15 protein-coding genes and 1 tRNA gene are annotated in these 16,865 nt (G+C 59.0%); 9 read left to right on the forward strand and 7 right to left on the reverse strand.

Annotated elements, in window-relative coordinates; translation table 11 throughout:
* Positions 1-15 precede the first annotated feature (15 nt).
* The 9 genes from tolR to nadA all read left to right on the forward strand — a co-directional run bounded on the left by tolR (position 16) and on the right by nadA (position 7,212).
* Positions 16-468: a protein TolR gene (gene tolR, locus BI292_RS12080; protein ID WP_163914819.1), complete on the forward strand. Its 453-nt coding sequence runs from the start codon at positions 16-18 to the stop codon at positions 466-468.
* A complete protein-coding gene (gene tolA, locus BI292_RS12085) occupies positions 468-1,547 on the forward strand; it encodes a cell envelope integrity protein TolA (RefSeq protein ID WP_092278812.1) in 1,080 nt (359 codons plus the stop codon). The genes tolR and tolA overlap by 1 nt, the downstream gene beginning before the upstream one ends.
* Positions 1,548-1,564: 17 nt before the next feature.
* Positions 1,565-2,845 carry a Tol-Pal system beta propeller repeat protein TolB gene (gene tolB, locus BI292_RS12090; RefSeq protein WP_178076574.1) on the forward strand — a complete coding sequence of 427 codons (1,281 nt, stop codon included), beginning with the start codon at positions 1,565-1,567 and terminating at the stop codon, positions 2,843-2,845.
* Positions 2,846-2,900: 55 nt separating this feature from the next.
* Positions 2,901-3,398 carry a peptidoglycan-associated lipoprotein Pal gene (gene pal, locus BI292_RS12095; protein WP_003178634.1) on the forward strand — a complete coding sequence of 166 codons (498 nt, stop codon included), beginning with the start codon at positions 2,901-2,903 and terminating at the stop codon, positions 3,396-3,398.
* Between the two features lie 6 nt (positions 3,399-3,404).
* Positions 3,405-4,247, forward strand: coding sequence for a tol-pal system protein YbgF (gene ybgF / locus BI292_RS12100; protein ID WP_092278816.1), 843 nt, complete (start codon positions 3,405-3,407; stop codon positions 4,245-4,247).
* 166 nt (positions 4,248-4,413) lie between these two features.
* Entirely contained in the window at positions 4,414-5,061 is a 648-nt protein-coding gene (gene queE, locus BI292_RS12105; protein WP_092278818.1) for a 7-carboxy-7-deazaguanine synthase QueE, read from the forward strand.
* A 1-nt stretch (position 5,062) separates the two neighbouring features.
* Complete coding sequence (queC, locus tag BI292_RS12110) at positions 5,063-5,755, forward strand: 7-cyano-7-deazaguanine synthase QueC (protein ID WP_092278820.1); 693 nt, start codon at positions 5,063-5,065, stop codon at positions 5,753-5,755.
* A 63-nt stretch (positions 5,756-5,818) separates the two neighbouring features.
* A tRNA-Lys gene (locus BI292_RS12115) sits at positions 5,819-5,894 on the forward strand.
* A gap of 259 nt (positions 5,895-6,153) precedes the next feature.
* Positions 6,154-7,212, forward strand: a complete 1,059-nt coding sequence (gene nadA, locus BI292_RS12120; RefSeq protein ID WP_092278822.1) for a quinolinate synthase NadA — start codon at positions 6,154-6,156, stop codon at positions 7,210-7,212.
* A 137-nt stretch (positions 7,213-7,349) separates the two neighbouring features.
* On the opposite strand, the gene BI292_RS12125 is transcribed toward nadA, so the two are convergent.
* The 7 genes from BI292_RS12125 to BI292_RS12155 form a co-directional block, all read right to left on the reverse strand.
* Positions 7,350-7,838, reverse strand: coding sequence for an RDD family protein (locus tag BI292_RS12125; protein ID WP_092278824.1), 489 nt, complete (start codon positions 7,836-7,838; stop codon positions 7,350-7,352).
* A 96-nt stretch (positions 7,839-7,934) separates the two neighbouring features.
* A complete protein-coding gene (locus tag BI292_RS12130; protein ID WP_003175786.1) occupies positions 7,935-8,147 on the reverse strand; it encodes a cold-shock protein in 213 nt (70 codons plus the stop codon).
* A gap of 393 nt (positions 8,148-8,540) precedes the next feature.
* Complete coding sequence (gene gcvT, locus BI292_RS12135; RefSeq protein WP_101208008.1) at positions 8,541-9,665, reverse strand: glycine cleavage system aminomethyltransferase GcvT; 1,125 nt, start codon at positions 9,663-9,665, stop codon at positions 8,541-8,543.
* Positions 9,666-9,707: 42 nt separating this feature from the next.
* A complete protein-coding gene (locus tag BI292_RS12140) occupies positions 9,708-11,084 on the reverse strand; it encodes an L-serine ammonia-lyase (protein WP_101208009.1) in 1,377 nt (458 codons plus the stop codon).
* Positions 11,085-11,265: 181 nt separating this feature from the next.
* Positions 11,266-14,115: an aminomethyl-transferring glycine dehydrogenase gene (gene gcvP, locus BI292_RS12145; RefSeq protein ID WP_101208010.1), complete on the reverse strand. Its 2,850-nt coding sequence runs from the start codon at positions 14,113-14,115 to the stop codon at positions 11,266-11,268.
* 9 nt (positions 14,116-14,124) lie between these two features.
* A complete protein-coding gene (gene gcvH, locus BI292_RS12150) occupies positions 14,125-14,508 on the reverse strand; it encodes a glycine cleavage system protein GcvH (protein ID WP_101208011.1) in 384 nt (127 codons plus the stop codon).
* A 625-nt stretch (positions 14,509-15,133) separates the two neighbouring features.
* Positions 15,134-16,642 carry a sigma-54-dependent transcriptional regulator gene (locus tag BI292_RS12155; protein ID WP_101208012.1) on the reverse strand — a complete coding sequence of 503 codons (1,509 nt, stop codon included), beginning with the start codon at positions 16,640-16,642 and terminating at the stop codon, positions 15,134-15,136.
* Positions 16,643-16,865: the final 223 nt, after the last annotated feature.

Consider the following 16,865-nt stretch of genomic DNA (forward strand, 5'->3'; position numbering starts at 1 on the left):
TTTCCAATGGCTTTAATCGCTCGAGCTCGCAAAAAGCGCAAGCCGGTTGCCGAGATGAACGTGGTGCCTTACATCGACGTGATGCTGGTACTGCTGGTCATCTTCATGGTGACCGCGCCGATGCTCAATCAGGGCGTGAAAGTTGATCTGCCCAAGGTTTCCAGCGAAGCCTTGCCGCAGGACAACAACACTCAGGTCCTGACCATTTCGATCAAGTCTGACAAGACCTATTACTGGAACCTTGGCAGCGAAGTCGACACCGAAAAGCAGCAGGACAAGGCGATGACCTTGCCGCAGATGACCAGCGCGGTGACCAAAATCATCAGCGCCGGCAACGACAACGGCAAGCGCACCCAAGTCTTCATTCGTGGCGACAAGACCGTCGACTACGGTTCGGTCATGGGCGCCATGGGCGGGTTGCAGAAAGCCGGCGTCGGTAATGTTGGCCTGATTACCGAGGCGCCCTGATGCAGCAACAACGAGAGCCAACAGCCTCGGAAAGCTACTTCTGGCCTAGTGTCTGGGCGATTGGCTTGCACGTGCTGGTTTTCGGCATGCTGTTTGTCAGTTTCGCCATGACGCCTGAGTTGCCGCCGGCCAAGCCGATTGTTCAGGCGACCCTGTACCAGCTGAAATCGAAAAGTCGGGCGACCACCCAGACCAATCAGAAGATTGCGGGTGAAGCGCAGAAGTCTGCTGCGCGCCAGACCGAAGTCGAACAGATGGAACAGAAAAAGGTCGAGCAGGAAGCGGTGAAGGCTGCGGAACAAAAGAAAGAAGAAGCGGCTCAAAAAGCCGAGGAAGCCAAGAAGGCCGACGAGTCGAAGAAGTCCGAGGAAGCTAAAAAGGCTGATGAAGCCAAGAAAGCCGACGAAGCGAAGAAGACCGCCGAAGCCAAAAAGGCTGAAGAGAAACAATTGGCTGATATAGCCAAGAAGAAATCTGAAGAAGAAGCCAAAAAGGCTGCTGAAGAAGAGGCCAAGAAAGCGGCCGCTGAAGAAGCGAAGAAAAAGATTGTCGAGGACGCGAAAAAGAAAGCCGCGGACGACGCCAAGAAGAAATCCGAAGCTGAAGAGGCGAAGAAGAAAGTCGCCGACGAAGCGAAGAAGAAAGCTGCTGCCGATGCTGCGAAGAAGAAAGCGCAGGATGCGGCACGTAAATCTACCGAGGATAAAAAGGCTCAGGCCCTGGCAGATTTGCTTTCCGACACGCCGCAGCGTCAGCAGGCCTTGGCGGATGAGCAGGGTGACGAAGTCGCCGGCAGTTTCGATGATCTGATTCGTGCTCGGGCAGCGGAAGGGTGGGCTCGTCCTCCTTCGGCACGCAAAGGCATGACAGTTGTGTTGCAGATCGGCATGTTGCCGGACGGCACGGTGACTTCGGTCAGCGTGGTCAAGTCCAGCGGTGATGGCCCGTTTGACGCTTCTACTGTAGCGGCGGTCAAAAATATTGGACGTTTGACAGAAATGCAGGGAATGAAGCCGAGCGATTTCGCTCCGTATCGTTCATTCAAGATGACATTCACACCTGAGGATCTAGCCTTGTGAGAAACCTTCTTCGAGGAATGCTGGTCGTTATCTGCTGCATGGCAGGGTTAGCGACGGCAGACGAAAAAAACATTCTGGTCACCAGCGGCAGTGATCGGGCTACTCCGATTGCGGTAGTTCCGTTCGGTTACCAGGGCGGCACCGTTCTCCCGGACGACATGGCCGAAATCATTGGTAACGACTTGCGCAACTCGGGCTACTACTCGCCGATCGCCAAGCAGCAGATGATCAGCCAGCCGAGCCAGGCCAGCGAAATCATTTTCCGTGACTGGAAGGCGATCAGCGCCCAGTACATCATGGTCGGCAGCATTGTTCCGGCGGGCGGTCGTCTGCAGGTGCAATACGCACTGTTCAACGTCGCTACCGAACAGCAAGTGATGACCGGCAGCGTGTCGGGCAGCGTTGATCAACTGCGCGACATGGCGCACTACATCGCTGACCAGTCGTTCGAAAAACTCACCGGTATCAAAGGTGCGTTCTCGACGCGTCTGCTGTACGTGACAGCTGAGCGTTTCTCCGAGAAGAACACGCGTTACACGCTGCAACGTTCGGACTACGACGGTGCCCGCGCCGTGACCCTGCTGCAATCGCGCGAGCCAATCCTGTCGCCGCGTTTCGCACCGGATGGCAAGCGCATCGCTTATGTTTCGTTTGAACAGCGCCGTCCGCGCATCTTCATGCAGAACATCGACACCGGCCGCCGTGAGCAGATCACCAACTTCGAAGGCCTGAACGGTGCTCCAGCGTGGTCGCCGGATGGCAATCGCCTGGCATTCGTATTGTCCAAGGATGGCAACCCGGATATCTACGTGATGAACCTCGGTTCGCGCCAGATCACCCGTGTGACCAACGGCCCTGGCATCAATACTGAACCGTTCTGGGGCAAGGATGGTTCGACCATCTACTTCACCTCCGACCGTGGCGGCAAACCGCAAATCTACAAAACCAGCGCAGGCGGTGGTGGTGCAGAACGCGTTACTTTCATCGGTAACTACAACGCAAACCCGAAACTTTCGGCCGATGAAAAGACCCTGGTGATGATTCACCGCCAGGATGGCTTCACTAATTTCAAGGTTGCGGCCCAGGATTTGCAGCGCGGAAGCGTAAAAATCCTAACTGATAGCACTCTGGACGAGTCGCCTACTGTTGCGCCCAACGGCACCATGGTAATCTACGCCACCCGCCAGCAGGGCCGGGGAGTCTTGATGCTCGTGTCCATTAATGGACGCGTAAGGCTCCCGCTTCCTACCGCACAAGGCGAAGTCAGAGAACCATCCTGGTCCCCTTACCTGAACTGACGCGGCGCTACAAAAAGATTTGCTTAACACACTGGGGTTCATTAGGAGTTTCACGATGGAAATGCTGAAGTTTGGTAAATTTGCTGCGCTGGCTCTGGCCATGGCTGTAGCTGTAGGTTGCTCGTCCAAAGGCGGCGACAATGCCGGTGAAGGCGCTGTTGATCCAAACGCTGGTTACGGCGCTAACACTGGTGCAGTTGACGGCTCCCTGAGCGAAGAAGCTGCTCTGCGCGCTATCACCACTTTCTACTTCGAATACGACAGTTCGGACCTGAAGCCAGAAGCCATGCGCGCTCTGGACGTTCACGCCAAAGACCTGAAAGCAAACGGCGCTCGCGTTGTTCTGGAAGGCAACACCGACGAACGTGGTACTCGTGAGTACAACATGGCACTGGGCGAGCGTCGTGCGAAAGCCGTTCAGCGCTACCTGGTACTGCAAGGTGTTTCCCCAGCTCAGCTGGAACTGGTTTCCTACGGCGAAGAGCGTCCAGTTGCTACCGGCAACGACGAGCAGTCCTGGGCTCAAAACCGTCGCGTCGAACTGCGTAAGTAATTCGTCATGCGAACGTGCCGTCGTGCTGTAACTGTTTTGGCTCTCAGTCTCGCACCGCTTGCGGTGTGGGCTGCGGTTCCTGTGGTCGATGACAACAACTCCGGTAATAGCGGAAGTAGTTATCCGCCTGCGGGTTACGGTACGAACGGCGCCTATGCCGGGGGAGGGGTTTCGGCCCCTGTCTCGGCACAGGGCGAGCTGTTCAACCAACTGCAATCAATGCAGGAGCAGATCTCACGCCAACAAGGTGTGATCGAAGTTCTGCAAAATGATGTATCGCGCATGAAGCAGGAAAACCTGGAGCGATACCAGGATCTTGATCGGCGCATAGGAACCGGCGTTGCACCAGCCGCGACTCCTGATAATTCTTCCACCAGTGGCACGTTGAATGCCCCTGGTGCAGCAGCCGCTGCAGGCGCAAGTGCAGGAGCGGGTGCCGCTCAGGCACCGGCCGCCAGCAGTGAACCGGGTGATCCGGCGAAGGAAAAACTGTATTACGATGCAGCCTTCGACCTGATCAAAGCCAAGGATTTCGACAAGGCCAGCCAGGCTTTCGCCGCTTTCCTGCGCAAATACCCGAACAGCCAGTACGCGGGCAACGCTCAGTACTGGTTGGGCGAAGTCAATTTGGCCAAAGGTGATCTGCAAGGTGCAGGTCAGGCATTTGCCAAGGTTTCGCAGCTGTACCCAAAGCACGCCAAAGTGCCTGATTCGCTGTACAAGCTCGCTGATGTAGAGCGCCGCCTCGGTCATAACGACAAGGTAAAAGGCATTCTGCAACAGGTGGTGGCCCAATACCCGGGCACGTCCGCCGCTCAGTTGGCGCAACGCGATCTGCAACGCATGTAAGCCTGCTTGAGCTGAATTGAAGAAACCCGCGCTTGTCGCGGGTTTTTTCGTTAGAATTCACGCCCTTTTTCTGAAACACGCTTTTTGGGATTCGCGCGTTGGCGGGGTTCCTTGAAGAGCCTGACGGAGGCGGACAGCCTGTTTAGCTGTTACGCCCGTGGCGACTATGCAAGACACATTGAGAATCACCGAAGTTTTCTACTCTTTGCAGGGGGAAACGCGGACTGCCGGGCTGCCCACTGTTTTTGTGCGTCTGACCGGTTGCCCACTGCGTTGCCAATACTGCGACAGCGCTTATGCGTTCACTGGCGGAACCATCCGCACGCTCGACGACATCCTCGAGCAAGTGGCCGGTTATCGTCCGCGCTACGTCTGTGTCACCGGCGGCGAGCCGTTGGCGCAACCCAATGCCATCCCGTTACTCAAGCAGTTGTGCGACGCTGGTTACGAAGTGTCACTGGAAACCAGTGGCTCTATCGACATCTCGGCGGTAGATTCGCGCGTCAGTCGCGTCGTCGACCTGAAAACGCCAGGATCGAAAGAAGCGCATCGCAACCGCTACGAGAACATCGACCTGCTGACGCCCAACGACCAGGTGAAATTCGTCATCTGCTCGCGGGAAGACTACGACTGGTCCGTGTCCAAGTTGATCCAGTACGGTCTGGAGCGACGTGCCGGCGAAGTGCTGTTTTCCCCAAGTCACCACGACTTGAATGCACGGGAGCTGGCTGACTGGGTGGTGGCGGACAACCTGCCAGTGCGTCTGCAATTGCAGCTGCATAAATATCTTTGGAATGACGAGCCGGGGCGCTGAGATGACCGAACAATTGAACACGACTGAAAAACGCGCAGTAATCCTGCTGTCCGGTGGCCTCGACTCGGCAACGGTCGTCGCCATGGCCCGCGCAGAAGGCTACAGCTGCTACACCATGAGCTTCGATTACGGCCAACGCTCCCACGCCGAATTGCACGCCGCTGCACGCGTCGCACGCGACCTCGGCGTGGTCGAGCACAAGGTTATTGGCCTGAACCTCGACGGTATGGGCGGTTCTGCTTTGACCGACACTAGCATCGACGTGCCGGAAGAGGCGGGTGAAGGCATCCCAGTGACTTACGTGCCAGCGCGCAACACGGTGTTCCTGTCTCTGGCGCTGGGCTGGGCCGAAGTGCTCGGCGCGCGTGACATCTTTATTGGTGTCAACGCCGTGGATTATTCCGGTTATCCGGATTGCCGTCCCGAGTTCATCGAATCGTTCGAACGCATGGCCAATCTGGCGACCAAGGCTGGCGTCGAGGGCAACGGCTTCCGCATCCAGGCGCCGCTGCAGAACCTGAGCAAGGCACAGATCGTCCAGGCTGGCGTGAAGCTCGGCGTTGATTACGGGCTGACGGTTTCCTGCTATCAGGCCGACGATAAAGGCTACGCCTGCGGTAAATGCGACAGCTGCCGCCTGCGCTCCGAAGGCTTCGCCGCCGCCGGAATCAGCGACCCAACCCCTTATTTTTGATTTATTTCAAATTAGGTGTTGAATAGTCCTTAAAAATCAGTATTATACGCGCCACCACACAGCGGGTCGTTAGCTCAGTTGGTAGAGCAGTTGGCTTTTAACCAATTGGTCGTAGGTTCGAATCCCACACGACCCACCATTTTTGTAGCAGTTTTAAAAGTCTGGAAGGCCCACGCAAGTGAGGATTTCCGGATTTTTTTTTGCCTGCGATTTGCCTCCGCCCAACGGCGCACGACACAAGTCAGAATCATCTTTTGCATCTACGGGATATTCTGTAGCCTTGCCCGGCTCCAACGCTGTGCCTGATGAATACTCACTCTCCCGGCGGTACCCATTTGTGGTCCGGAGCCGGGTGTATACTCGACTTTCGCGCGAAAGCGCCCGCAGGTCTTGCGAACATGACGCAAATTTCTGAACGCCTACTGGTTCAAGCTCACCTCGACGCCAAGCAGCCCAAGCCGCTGACGAGCGAGGAAGAGGCCTATTACCGTTCTGCCATCGCTGCCGAGCTCAAGGCTCAGGACGCGGTGCTGGTGGCCCACTTCTATTGTGATCCGGTGATTCAGGCCCTGGCCGAAGAAACCGGCGGCTGCGTCTCCGACTCCCTCGAAATGGCGCGCTTCGGCAATGCCCATCCGGCCAAGACTGTAGTGGTCGCCGGCGTGAAGTTCATGGGCGAAACGGCGAAGATCCTCAACCCTGAAAAACGCGTGCTGATGCCGACACTGGAAGCGACTTGTTCGCTGGACCTCGGTTGCCCGGTGGACGAGTTCTCCGCGTTCTGCGACCAACACCCGGAGCGCACGGTGGTGGTCTATGCCAACACCTCGGCGGCGGTCAAGGCTCGAGCGGATTGGGTGGTGACTTCGAGCTGTGCGCTGGAGATCGTCGAAAGCCTGATGGACAACGGCGAGACCATCATCTGGGGCCCGGACAAGCACCTGGGCACGTACATCCAGCGCAAGACCGGCGCGGACATGCTGCTATGGGACGGTGCCTGCATCGTTCATGAAGAGTTCAAGTCCAAGCAGCTCGAAGACATGAAGGCGCTATACCCGGACGCCGCGATTCTGGTGCACCCGGAGTCACCGACCGCGGTGATCGAGCTGGCGGACGCCGTCGGCTCTACCAGTCAGTTGATTGCCGCCGCGCAAAGCCTGCCGAACAAGACGCTGATCGTTGCTACCGACCGCGGCATTTTCTACAAGATGCAGCAGCTGTGCCCGGACAAGGTCTTCATCGAAGCGCCAACGGCCGGCAACGGCGCCGCATGCCGCAGTTGCGCGCATTGCCCGTGGATGGCGATGAACACGCTTGAGCGCACGCTGAAGAGCTTGAAGGAAGGGACGAACGAGATCTTTGTCGATCCGGCACTGATTCCGCAGGCGATCCGACCGTTGAAGCGCATGCTCGACTTCACCCAGGCGGCGCGGATGAAGCTGGCCGGTAACGCCTGAGGCTTATCAGGCAAACACAAAAACCTGTAGGAGTGAGCCTGCTCGCGATAGTGGCGCATCAGTCGACATGGATGTCGACGATCACACAGCTATCGCGAGCAGGCTCACTCCTACATTTGGTTTTCGCTGAGGCTGAGTTATTTGGTCTTCTTCGGAATCCGCACCAGCTGCGTATTCGAATACATGTCGTGCCAGCTGCGCTTTTGCTTATCAAACAGCGGCCAGATAAACCCCAGCCCTACGCACAACCACGACGCAATCGACACCACAAAGCGCAACAACGCCTGCCACAGGCTGATGGACGAGCCATCCGCGTTCTGTACGCGAATGCACCACACCTGCATGCCCAAGGTCTGGCCAGACCAGGTCCAGAACTTGGCGAAGAACCCGAACAGCACAAACAACAGCACGGTCGACAGCAACGGATCGCCATCCAGCGCCCCGGCCTCGGTCAGTGCGCGCATGCGGTCTTCGCCGATGATTGCCATCTGAATCATCTTGTACACGCCGCTGGTGACGATCAGCAGGGCGGTGCACAACAGGAAGTCGTAGAACATCGCTGCCAGGCGACGGCCCAAAGTGGCGGCGGGGAAGTCGCCCTGGGGTTTGAGCAGGTGTTTCGACATGGCAGCCTCGGGGCGAAAAAAGAAGGCCATTTTACGGATTTACGCGCACAAAAAAGCCCCTGATGTCAGCATCAGGGGCTTTTTCGTAACAGAAGGTTAGGCTTCGGCTTGTACTTCGTCAGCCTGCATGCCTTTCTGGCCTTGCACTGCAACGAAAGTCACTTTCTGGCCTTCTTTCAGGCTCTTGAAGCCGTTGCCCTGAATGGCGCGGAAATGCACGAACAGATCCGGACCGCTTTCAGGAGTGATAAAACCAAAACCTTTCTCGTCGTTAAACCACTTGACGGTACCGCTCTGACGTTGGGACATTTCTTATTTCCTTTGACGCAATAATTAATGACAGTCTCCTTCTCATGAAAGAGTACTGGGGCTGGTTGCAGGAGAGTAAGAAGACGTCGAACGGGATGTAGCTAACTTGTAGGCTACTGCCCAGGTCACGATTCCAAGCGACCCATGCAAACACAGTGGAGAGACTCTACGCCAACTAGCCAATAAAAAACAAGCCCCCGCGAGAGGCCCGGTTTTGCTCGGCTTGGTGGCTGTTAGCGATGTCGCTAGTGCAGGCTTAGACGATTGAGTGTTTCAATTGTTTTCGTTCGTTATAAGCCAAGTTCGTAATCGAAAACTTGCACTGTTTTATGGCGGTTGCGTTACACATTAGTGCACTGTTAACGCAACCGCGTTACTTATAGAAACAGTCAATCAACCACGGTAGTAGCGTTGTGCAACAAATGGCATTTTGCTTACAAGCAAAGGCACCTTTTTCCCACGCACTATCGCCCAGACCGGCGTATCCAACGCGATGTACGCACTGTCCACGTAACCCATCGCCAATGGCGCGCCCAGTGTCGGGCCGAATCCACCGCTGCAAACGCTGCCAATGATCTCGCCTGCTTCATTGACGATTTCCGCGCCTTCGCGCACCGGCGTGCGTTCTTGTGGCAGCAGGCCGACGCGTTTGCGACTGACCCCGCCCTGTTGCTGCGCGAAGATGTTCTCCGCGCCCGGGAAACCGCCCGCCCGCGCGCCATCGGCACGTCGTGGTTTGGAGATAGCCCACAACAGGCTGGCTTCGATCGGCGTGGTTTCGCTGTTCATGTCGTGGCCGTACAGACACAGGCCGGCTTCCAGACGCAATGAGTCGCGCGCTCCAAGGCCAATCGCCGCCACTTCCGGCTCGGCCATCAAGGCGCGGGCGAGGGCTTCGGCATTCGCGGCCGGTACGGAGATTTCGAAACCGTCTTCGCCGGTGTAGCCCGAACGGCTGACAAAGCACTCAACGCCCAGCAGCTCGACGCGGGCGAACTGCATGAAGGTCATTTTCGCCACGTCTGGCGCCAGCCGCGCGAGTACGGTCACAGCGGCCGGACCTTGTAACGCGAGCAACGCGCGTTCTTCGAACAGCGGTTCGATGGTGCACTGATCGCTGAGGTGCTGACGCAAGTGCGCGAGGTCTTGATCCTTGCACGCCGCATTCACCACCAGAATCAATTCGTCGTTGCCGAGGTTGGCGACCATCAAGTCGTCGAGGATGCCGCCCGTCTCGTTGGTGAACATCGCGTAACGCTGCATGCCCACCGGCAGGTCGATGATGTCCACCGGCACCAGGGTTTCCAGAGCCTTGGCGGCATTCGCGCCGGTCAGGCGGATCTGGCCCATGTGCGAAACATCAAACAACCCGGCCTGCTCACGGGTGTGCTGATGTTCTTTCATCACGCCCAGCGGGTATTGCACTGGCATGTCGTAGCCAGCGAACGGCACCATGCGCGCGCCGAGTTCGAGGTGCAATGCGTGCAACGGGGTTTTCAGCAATTGTTCGGTGGACATATTCAGCTCCTGAAAAAGTCTGCAAAGGCCAATGCGCGCGCATCAGCACTCAATAATGTTGACCGCCAAACCGCCACGGGCGGTTTCCTTGTATTTGCTTTTCATGTCGGCGCCGGTCTGGCGCATGGTGCGGATGACCTTGTCCAGCGAGACAAAATGCTGGCCGTCGCCGCGCAACGCCATGCGCACCGCGTTGATGGCTTTCACCGAGCCCATCGCATTGCGCTCGATGCACGGCACTTGCACCAGTCCGCCAATCGGGTCGCAGGTCAGACCGAGGTTGTGTTCCATGCCGATTTCGGCAGCGTTTTCCACCTGCGAGACGCTGCCGCCGAGGACTTCGCACAAGGCCCCGGCGGCCATCGAGCAAGCGACGCCGACCTCACCCTGACAACCCACTTCGGCGCCGGAGATCGAGGCGTTCTCTTTATAAAGAATGCCGATTGCCGCCGCCGTCAGCAGAAAACGCACGACGCCGTCTTCATTGGCGCCGGGGATGAAGCGCATGTAGTAATGCAAAACTGCCGGGACAATGCCGGCCGCACCGTTAGTGGGCGCGGTGACCACGCGTCCGCCGTTGGCGTTTTCTTCGTTGACCGCCAGCGCGTAAAGGTTAACCCAGTCGAGCACCGACAGCGGGTCGCGCAGCGCAGATTCCGGGTTCTTGCACAGTTGCCGATGCAGCGCTGCGGCGCGCCGTTTGACCTTGAGGCCGCCGGGCAGGATGCCTTCGTTGCGACAACCGGCGGCGACGCAATCCTGCATCACTTGCCAGATGTTCAGCAGCCCGGCGCGGGTTTCCGCTTCCGGACGCCAGGCACTTTCATTGGTCATCATTACTTGGCTGATCGACAAGCCGTAAGTGGCGCAATGCCCAAGCAAGTCCTTGGCGCTCTTGAATGGAAAAGTCAGCGGCGTGGCGTCCTCGACGATGCGGTCGGCGCCGGCGGCGTCTTCATCGACGACAAACCCGCCGCCAACGGAATAGTACTCGCGGCTGCGAATCTGCAGGCCCGCGGCATCGAACGCGCGAAAGATCATGCCGTTGGGGTGATAGGCCAACGGTTTGCGGATCATCGCCAGGTGCAGTTTTTCATTGAATTCGATGGAATGCTCACCGAGCAGGTTCAAGCGACCGCTGCTGCGAATCTCTTGCAGACGCTCAGCGACGGTTTCGGTGTTCACGGTGTCCGGGTGTTCGCCTTCGAGGCCGAGCAACACGGCTTTGTCGCTGCCGTGGCCCTTGCCGGTCGCGCCGAGCGAACCGTAGAGCTCGACTTTGACGCAGGCGGTTGCCGCCAGCAGTTGTTCACGGCGCAAACCTTCGACAAAACGCGCAGCCGCCCGCATCGGGCCGACGGTGTGCGAGCTGGAAGGGCCGATGCCAATCTTGAACAGGTCGAACACGCTTAACGACATGAGTGGTTCTCCGGTTTCTTGTTATAGGCGCAACGCAAACCTGTAGGAGCAAAGCTTGCTCGCGATGAACGATGACGCGGTTCATCAGATAGACCGTGTAGCGGCTATCGCGAGCAAGCTTTGCTCCTACAGGGGTATGCGGTGTTCTTGAATGGGGCGAGTAAACCCGCCCCTTATACGTTTAAGCGTAGCTTTCGATCGACGGGCAGGCGCACACGAGGTTGCGGTCGCCGAACACGTTGTCGACGCGACCGACCGGTGGCCAGTATTTGCCTTCGATCAACGAAGCCACTGGGTACACCGCTTGCTCGCGGCTGTACGGGTGGGTCCACTCGCCAACGATTTCCGCTGCGGTGTGCGGCGCGTTTTTCAGCGGATTGTCTTCCTTGTCCAGCGTGCCGTTTTCCACCGCGCGAATCTCTTCGCGGATGCGGATCATCGCGTCGCAGAAGCGGTCCAGTTCTTCCTTGGATTCGCTTTCGGTCGGTTCGATCATCAACGTGCCGGCGACCGGGAACGACATGGTCGGCGCGTGGAAACCGAAGTCGATCAGGCGTTTGGCGACGTCATCGACGCTGATGCCGCTGCTGTCCTTCAATGGGCGCAAATCGAGGATGCATTCGTGCGCGACCAGGCCGTTGCTGCCGGTGTAGAGCACTGGGTAATGTTCTTCGAGGCGACGGGAAATGTAGTTGGCATTGAGGATCGCCAATTGCGAAGCGCGCTTCAGACCGGCGCCGCCCATCATCCGAATGTACATCCAGGTGATCGGCAAAATGCTTGCGCTGCCGAACGGTGCCGCGCACACCGCGCCTTCCTTGCGAGCCATTTGCGCGTGGCCCGGCAGGAATGGCGTCAGGTGCGATTTCACGCCAATCGGGCCAACGCCCGGGCCGCCACCGCCGTGCGGGATGCAGAAGGTTTTGTGCAGGTTCAAGTGGCTCACGTCGCCGCCGAACTTGCCCGGTGCGCAGAGGCCGACCATCGCGTTCATGTTGGCGCCGTCGATGTAAACCTGGCCGCCGTGGTCATGAATGATGCCGCAGATTTCGCGGATGCCTTCTTCGAACACGCCGTGGGTCGACGGGTATGTGATCATCAGCGCCGCGAGGTGTTCGCGGTGCTCGATGGCTTTGGCGCGCAGGTCTTCGATGTCGACGTTGCCACGGGCATCGCACGCGGTGACGACGACGCGCATGCCCGCCATGTTGGCGGTCGCCGGGTTGGTGCCGTGGGCGGACGAAGGGATCAGGCAGATGTCGCGACGCTCATCGCCACGGCTCTGGTGATAAGCGCGAATCGCCAGCAAACCAGCGTATTCACCTTGCGAACCGGCGTTCGGTTGCAGCGAAATCGCGTCGTAACCGGTCGCGGCGCAAAGCATCGCTTCCAGCTCATCGGTCAGTTGCTGATAACCGGCGCTTTGCTCGGCCGGGGCGAACGGGTGCAGGGCGCCGAACTCGGCCCAGGTCACCGGGATCATTTCGCTGGCGGCGTTGAGTTTCATCGTGCAGGAACCCAGCGGAATCATCGTGCGATCCAGCGCCAGGTCCTTGTCGGCGAGCTTGCGCAGGTAGCGCATCAGCTCGGTTTCCGAGTGATAACGGTTGAACACCGGGTGGCTGAGAATCGGCGATTGACGCACCAGCTCGGCCGGAATCGTGCTCTGCACGGAAGCGGCGAGGGCGGCGAAGTCCGGCAGCGCTTTGCCGTCGGCCAGCAGCGCCCACAAGGTTTCGACGTCGGCTTGTGCCGTGGTTTCGTCGAGGGACAGGCCCAGACGATCAGCATCGACCACACGCAGGTTGATCTGCTGGGCGCGCGCCTTGTCGTGCAGCTTGGCGGTGTTGGCGCCAGTGTTGAGGGTCAGCGTGTCGAAGAAGTTGGCTTGCTCGACGTTCAGACCCAATGCGTCCAGGCCTTTGGCCAGAATCGCGGTCAGGTGGTGCACGCGGTTGGCGATTTGCGTCAGGCCTTTCGGGCCGTGGTAGACGGCGTACATGCTGGCGATGTTGGCCAACAATACCTGCGCGGTGCAGATGTTCGACGTGGCTTTCTCGCGGCGGATATGTTGCTCGCGCGTCTGCATCGCCAGGCGCAACGCCGGTTTGCCGAAACGGTCGACGGAGACGCCGACCAGACGGCCCGGCATGTCGCGTTTGAACGCATCTTTAGTGGAGAAGTAAGCGGCGTGGGGGCCACCGAAACCGAGCGGCACGCCGAAACGTTGCGCGCTGCCGATGGCCACGTCAGCGCCGAATTCGCCCGGCGGGGTCAGCACGGTCAGGGCCAGCAGGTCGGCGGCGACCGCGACCAACGCGTTGGCGGCGTGGAAGCGTTCGGTCAGTTCGCGGTAATCGAACACGTCACCGTTGCTCGCCGGGTATTGCAGCAGCGCGCCGAAGAACGGCGTCACGTCAGTCAGTTCGCGTTCGTCGCCGACCACAACGTCAATGCCCAATGGCTCGGCACGGGTGCGCAATACGTCGAGGGTTTGCGGGTGGCAATGCGCGGAAGCGAAGAAGGCGTGGCTGCCCTTGTTCTTGCTCAGGCGTTTGCAGAAGGTCATGGCTTCGGCAGCCGCGGTGGCTTCGTCAAGCAAAGAGGCGTTGGCGATCGGCAGACCGGTGAGGTCGCTGATCAGCGTCTGGAAGTTCAGCAACGCTTCGAGACGGCCCTGGGAAATCTCTGGTTGGTACGGCGTGTACGCGGTGTACCAGGCCGGGTTTTCCAGCAGGTTGCGCAGGATCGGCGACGGCGTGTGCGTGCCGTAGTAGCCCTGGCCAATGAAGGTCTTGAACAGCTGGTTTTTGCCGGCGATGGATTTGATCAGCGCCAGCGCATCGGCTTCGCTCAGGCCATCTTCGAGGCCGAGGACGCTGGTGCCCTTGATGCTTTCCGGGATGACGCTGGCGCTCAGGGCTTCCAGCGAGTCGAAACCGAGGCTGTTGAGCATGGCTTGCTCATCGCCGGAACGCGGGCCGATGTGGCGCGCGATGAATTCGTTGGCGGTGCTCAGATTAATAGTCATGGCGGCTCCTCAGGCTTCGGCGTTGGCTTTGATCAGACGGTCGTAGGCGTCCTGATCCAGCAGTTTGGCGACTGCCGCAGGGTCTTTTGGCTGGAAACGGAAGAACCAGCCTTCGCCCAGCGGATCTTCGTTGACCAGTTCCGGGCTGCTGTCGAGCGCCGGGTTGACTTCGAGCACCTCGCCATCCAGCGGCATGTATACGCCGCTGGCGGCTTTGACCGATTCCACGGTGGCGGCTTCGGCGCCTTGCTCGTAGGACTGCAGCTCCGGCAGTTGTACGAAAACCACGTCGCCCAAGGCGTTCTGCGCGAAAGCGGTGATGCCGACAGTAACGCTGCCGTCAGCTTCGGTGCGCAGCCATTCGTGATCTTCAGTAAAACGCAACTCGCTCATGGAAACTCCTAAAGGGGCCAGACTCGTCTGGTGGACGCGATTGAATGCTTGGGCGGGGAAAGCCCTTATTTATGAGTGGTAACTAAGCAAAATCGCGGCCAATGTTGTTTTCTACATAGGAATCAATGGTTTGGAGGATTGTGGGCATTGCTGGAATGGCAGGCGTGTAGCGATATCGCTACAGAACAAGAGAGGGAAAAAAGCTTATGCGGATCAAAGCCTTGCACAGCAGTGATCAGGGGAGGGTGTATCGATATCGTTCCGCTGTAGCGCTTTCAGTACAGGTGGAAGTCGCTTTTGAACAGCTTTTGGCCCAGACACAGCCCCTGTAGGAGCCGAGCTTGCTCGCGATGGGGCCATGTCAGTCAACATTGATTTTGGAGGACAGACCGCTATCGCGAGCAGGCTCACTCCTACACGGATCCTCGGTGTTCAGCAGATTTGTGGCCAACCCCGCTCATTGTAGGAGTGAGCCTGCTCGCGATTGCAGTGTGTCAGCCAGCACGGATTTGAAGGACAGACCGCTATCGCGAGCAAGCTCGCTCCCACAGGGATCTTCGGTGTTCAGCAGATTTGTGGCCAACCCCGCTCAATGTGGGAGCCGAGCTTGCTCGCGATGGCGGCCTTACGGCTTATTGGGAATCCCGTACTTGCGCAGGCGATGGGCAATCGCGGTGTGGGAGGTTTGCAGGCGGCTGGCCAGTTGGCGGGTCGAGGGGTAGCTGACGTAGAGTTTTTCCAGCAGGGTTTTCTCGAACTCTTCCATCGCCTGTTCCAGGCTGTCGACTTCGCTGTCACTCTGGCGCGCAACCGAGGTGCCGGCGATGTCCAGATCACCGATATCCACCAGGCTGCTTTCGCAAATCGCCGCCGCGCGGAAGATCACGTTCTGCAATTGCCGGACATTACCCGGCCAGCGATTGCCGAGCAGCGCCGGATAGGTCCCCGGCGCCAGACGACACACCGGGCGCTGGATTTGCGCGCAGGCCTGCTGCATGAAATAGCGCGCCAGCAGCAGAATGTCCTGGCCACGTTCGCGCAGCGGCGGGACTTCGACGTTGAGCACGTTGAGGCGGTAGAACAAATCTTCGCGGAACGTGCCTTCGCTGACCATTTTTTCCAGGTCGCGGTGGGTCGCGCTGAGGATCCGCACGTTGACCTTGACCTCACGATCACCGCCGACCCGGCGGAAACTGCCGTCGTTCAAAAAGCGCAGCAACTTCGCTTGCAGGTACGGCGACATTTCGCCGATTTCATCGAGAAACACCGTGCCCTGGTTCGCCAGTTCCATCAGCCCCGGTTTGCCACCGCGTTGCGCGCCAGTGAAAGCGCCGGGCGCATAGCCGAACAGCTCGCTTTCGGCGAGGTTCTCCGGCAACGCCGCGCAGTTCAGCGCGAGGAACGGCGCACTGTGCCGGGCACTGATGGCGTGACAGGCGCGCGCCACCAGTTCTTTGCCGGTGCCGGTTTCACCCTGGATCAACAGCGGCGCATCAAGCGCTGCCACGCGTTGGGCGCGGGCCTTCAAGGTGCGAATGGCCGGGGACTCGCCGAGCAATGCGTCGAAACCTTCGGCGTGATCGTGGTGCAGCGCCGACAGACGTTCGCCGATGCGATTCGGTTGATACAGCGTCAGCAGCGCCCCGGCGTCGGTGATTGGCGTGGCGTCGAGCAGCAGAGTCTGGCCGTTGACGGTGATTTCGCGCAGCGGCAGGCGGAAGCCGTTTTCCAGCAAGGTGTCGAGCAACGCCGGGTCGGCAAACAGTTCGGCGATGCTTTCGCCGGCCGGTTCGCGACCGTACAACGCGATCAACGCCGGGTTGGCCAGCAGCACTTTACCGGCGCTGTCCAGAGCCAGCACCGGGTCGGTCATGGCCGCGAGCAACGCGTCGAGTTGCAAGTGCCGGCGCTGGCCGGGAAGGATGTCGACCACCGTCATGGCCTGCACGCCGTGGACGCTGAGCAACGCATCGCGCAGCTCTTCGAGCACTTCGGGGCTCAGAGTCGGGGCGTCGATGTAGACGTTGGGCGGGACCATTTCCACCGCATCCAGATTGAGATTGCGCCCACCGAGCAGGGCCAGGACTTCCTGGGTAATGCCGACGCGGTCGATGAAGCTGACGTGGATACGCATGGGGCGGTTTTTGATTCTGGAGTGCGGAGGGTGGCAAGTATGCCTTGGTGGAGGGCTGGGGTGAAATCTTGAGATTTGAGGTGGAGTTGAAAACCACCCCTCACCCCAGTCCTCTCCCCAAAGGGGAGAGGGGAGAGGGGGCCGATCTCTGTTGCTTTCAAGGCCTGAGTTCGACTCGGGCTTTCAGGTCGATGTCGCTCGAATATGCAACTCGGGCAGTCCC

The organism is Pseudomonas sp. 43NM1 (assembly GCF_002836905.1).
Taxonomy (GTDB): Bacteria; Pseudomonadota; Gammaproteobacteria; order Pseudomonadales; family Pseudomonadaceae; genus Aquipseudomonas; species Aquipseudomonas prosekii.

Excerpts from the sequence above, each read along its gene's own strand:
- tolA (WP_092278812.1), top strand. The coding sequence starts at position 468 with ATGCAGCAACAACGAGAGCCAACAGCCTCGGAAAGCTACTTCTGGCCT.
- tolB (WP_178076574.1), top strand. The coding sequence starts at position 1,565 with ATGCTGGTCGTTATCTGCTGCATGGCAGGGTTAGCGACGGCAGACGAA.
- pal (WP_003178634.1), top strand. The coding sequence starts at position 2,901 with ATGGAAATGCTGAAGTTTGGTAAATTTGCTGCGCTGGCTCTGGCCATG.
- ybgF (WP_092278816.1), top strand. The coding sequence starts at position 3,405 with ATGCGAACGTGCCGTCGTGCTGTAACTGTTTTGGCTCTCAGTCTCGCA.
- queE (WP_092278818.1), top strand. The coding sequence starts at position 4,414 with ATGCAAGACACATTGAGAATCACCGAAGTTTTCTACTCTTTGCAGGGG.
- queC (WP_092278820.1), top strand. The coding sequence starts at position 5,063 with ATGACCGAACAATTGAACACGACTGAAAAACGCGCAGTAATCCTGCTG.
- nadA (WP_092278822.1), top strand. The coding sequence starts at position 6,154 with ATGACGCAAATTTCTGAACGCCTACTGGTTCAAGCTCACCTCGACGCC.
- BI292_RS12125 (WP_092278824.1), bottom strand. The coding sequence starts at position 7,838 with ATGTCGAAACACCTGCTCAAACCCCAGGGCGACTTCCCCGCCGCCACT.
- BI292_RS12130 (WP_003175786.1), bottom strand. The coding sequence starts at position 8,147 with ATGTCCCAACGTCAGAGCGGTACCGTCAAGTGGTTTAACGACGAGAAA.
- gcvT (WP_101208008.1), bottom strand. The coding sequence starts at position 9,665 with ATGTCCACCGAACAATTGCTGAAAACCCCGTTGCACGCATTGCACCTC.
- BI292_RS12140 (WP_101208009.1), bottom strand. The coding sequence starts at position 11,084 with ATGTCGTTAAGCGTGTTCGACCTGTTCAAGATTGGCATCGGCCCTTCC.
- gcvP (WP_101208010.1), bottom strand. The coding sequence starts at position 14,115 with ATGACTATTAATCTGAGCACCGCCAACGAATTCATCGCGCGCCACATC.
- gcvH (WP_101208011.1), bottom strand. The coding sequence starts at position 14,508 with ATGAGCGAGTTGCGTTTTACTGAAGATCACGAATGGCTGCGCACCGAA.
- BI292_RS12155 (WP_101208012.1), bottom strand. The coding sequence starts at position 16,642 with ATGCGTATCCACGTCAGCTTCATCGACCGCGTCGGCATTACCCAGGAA.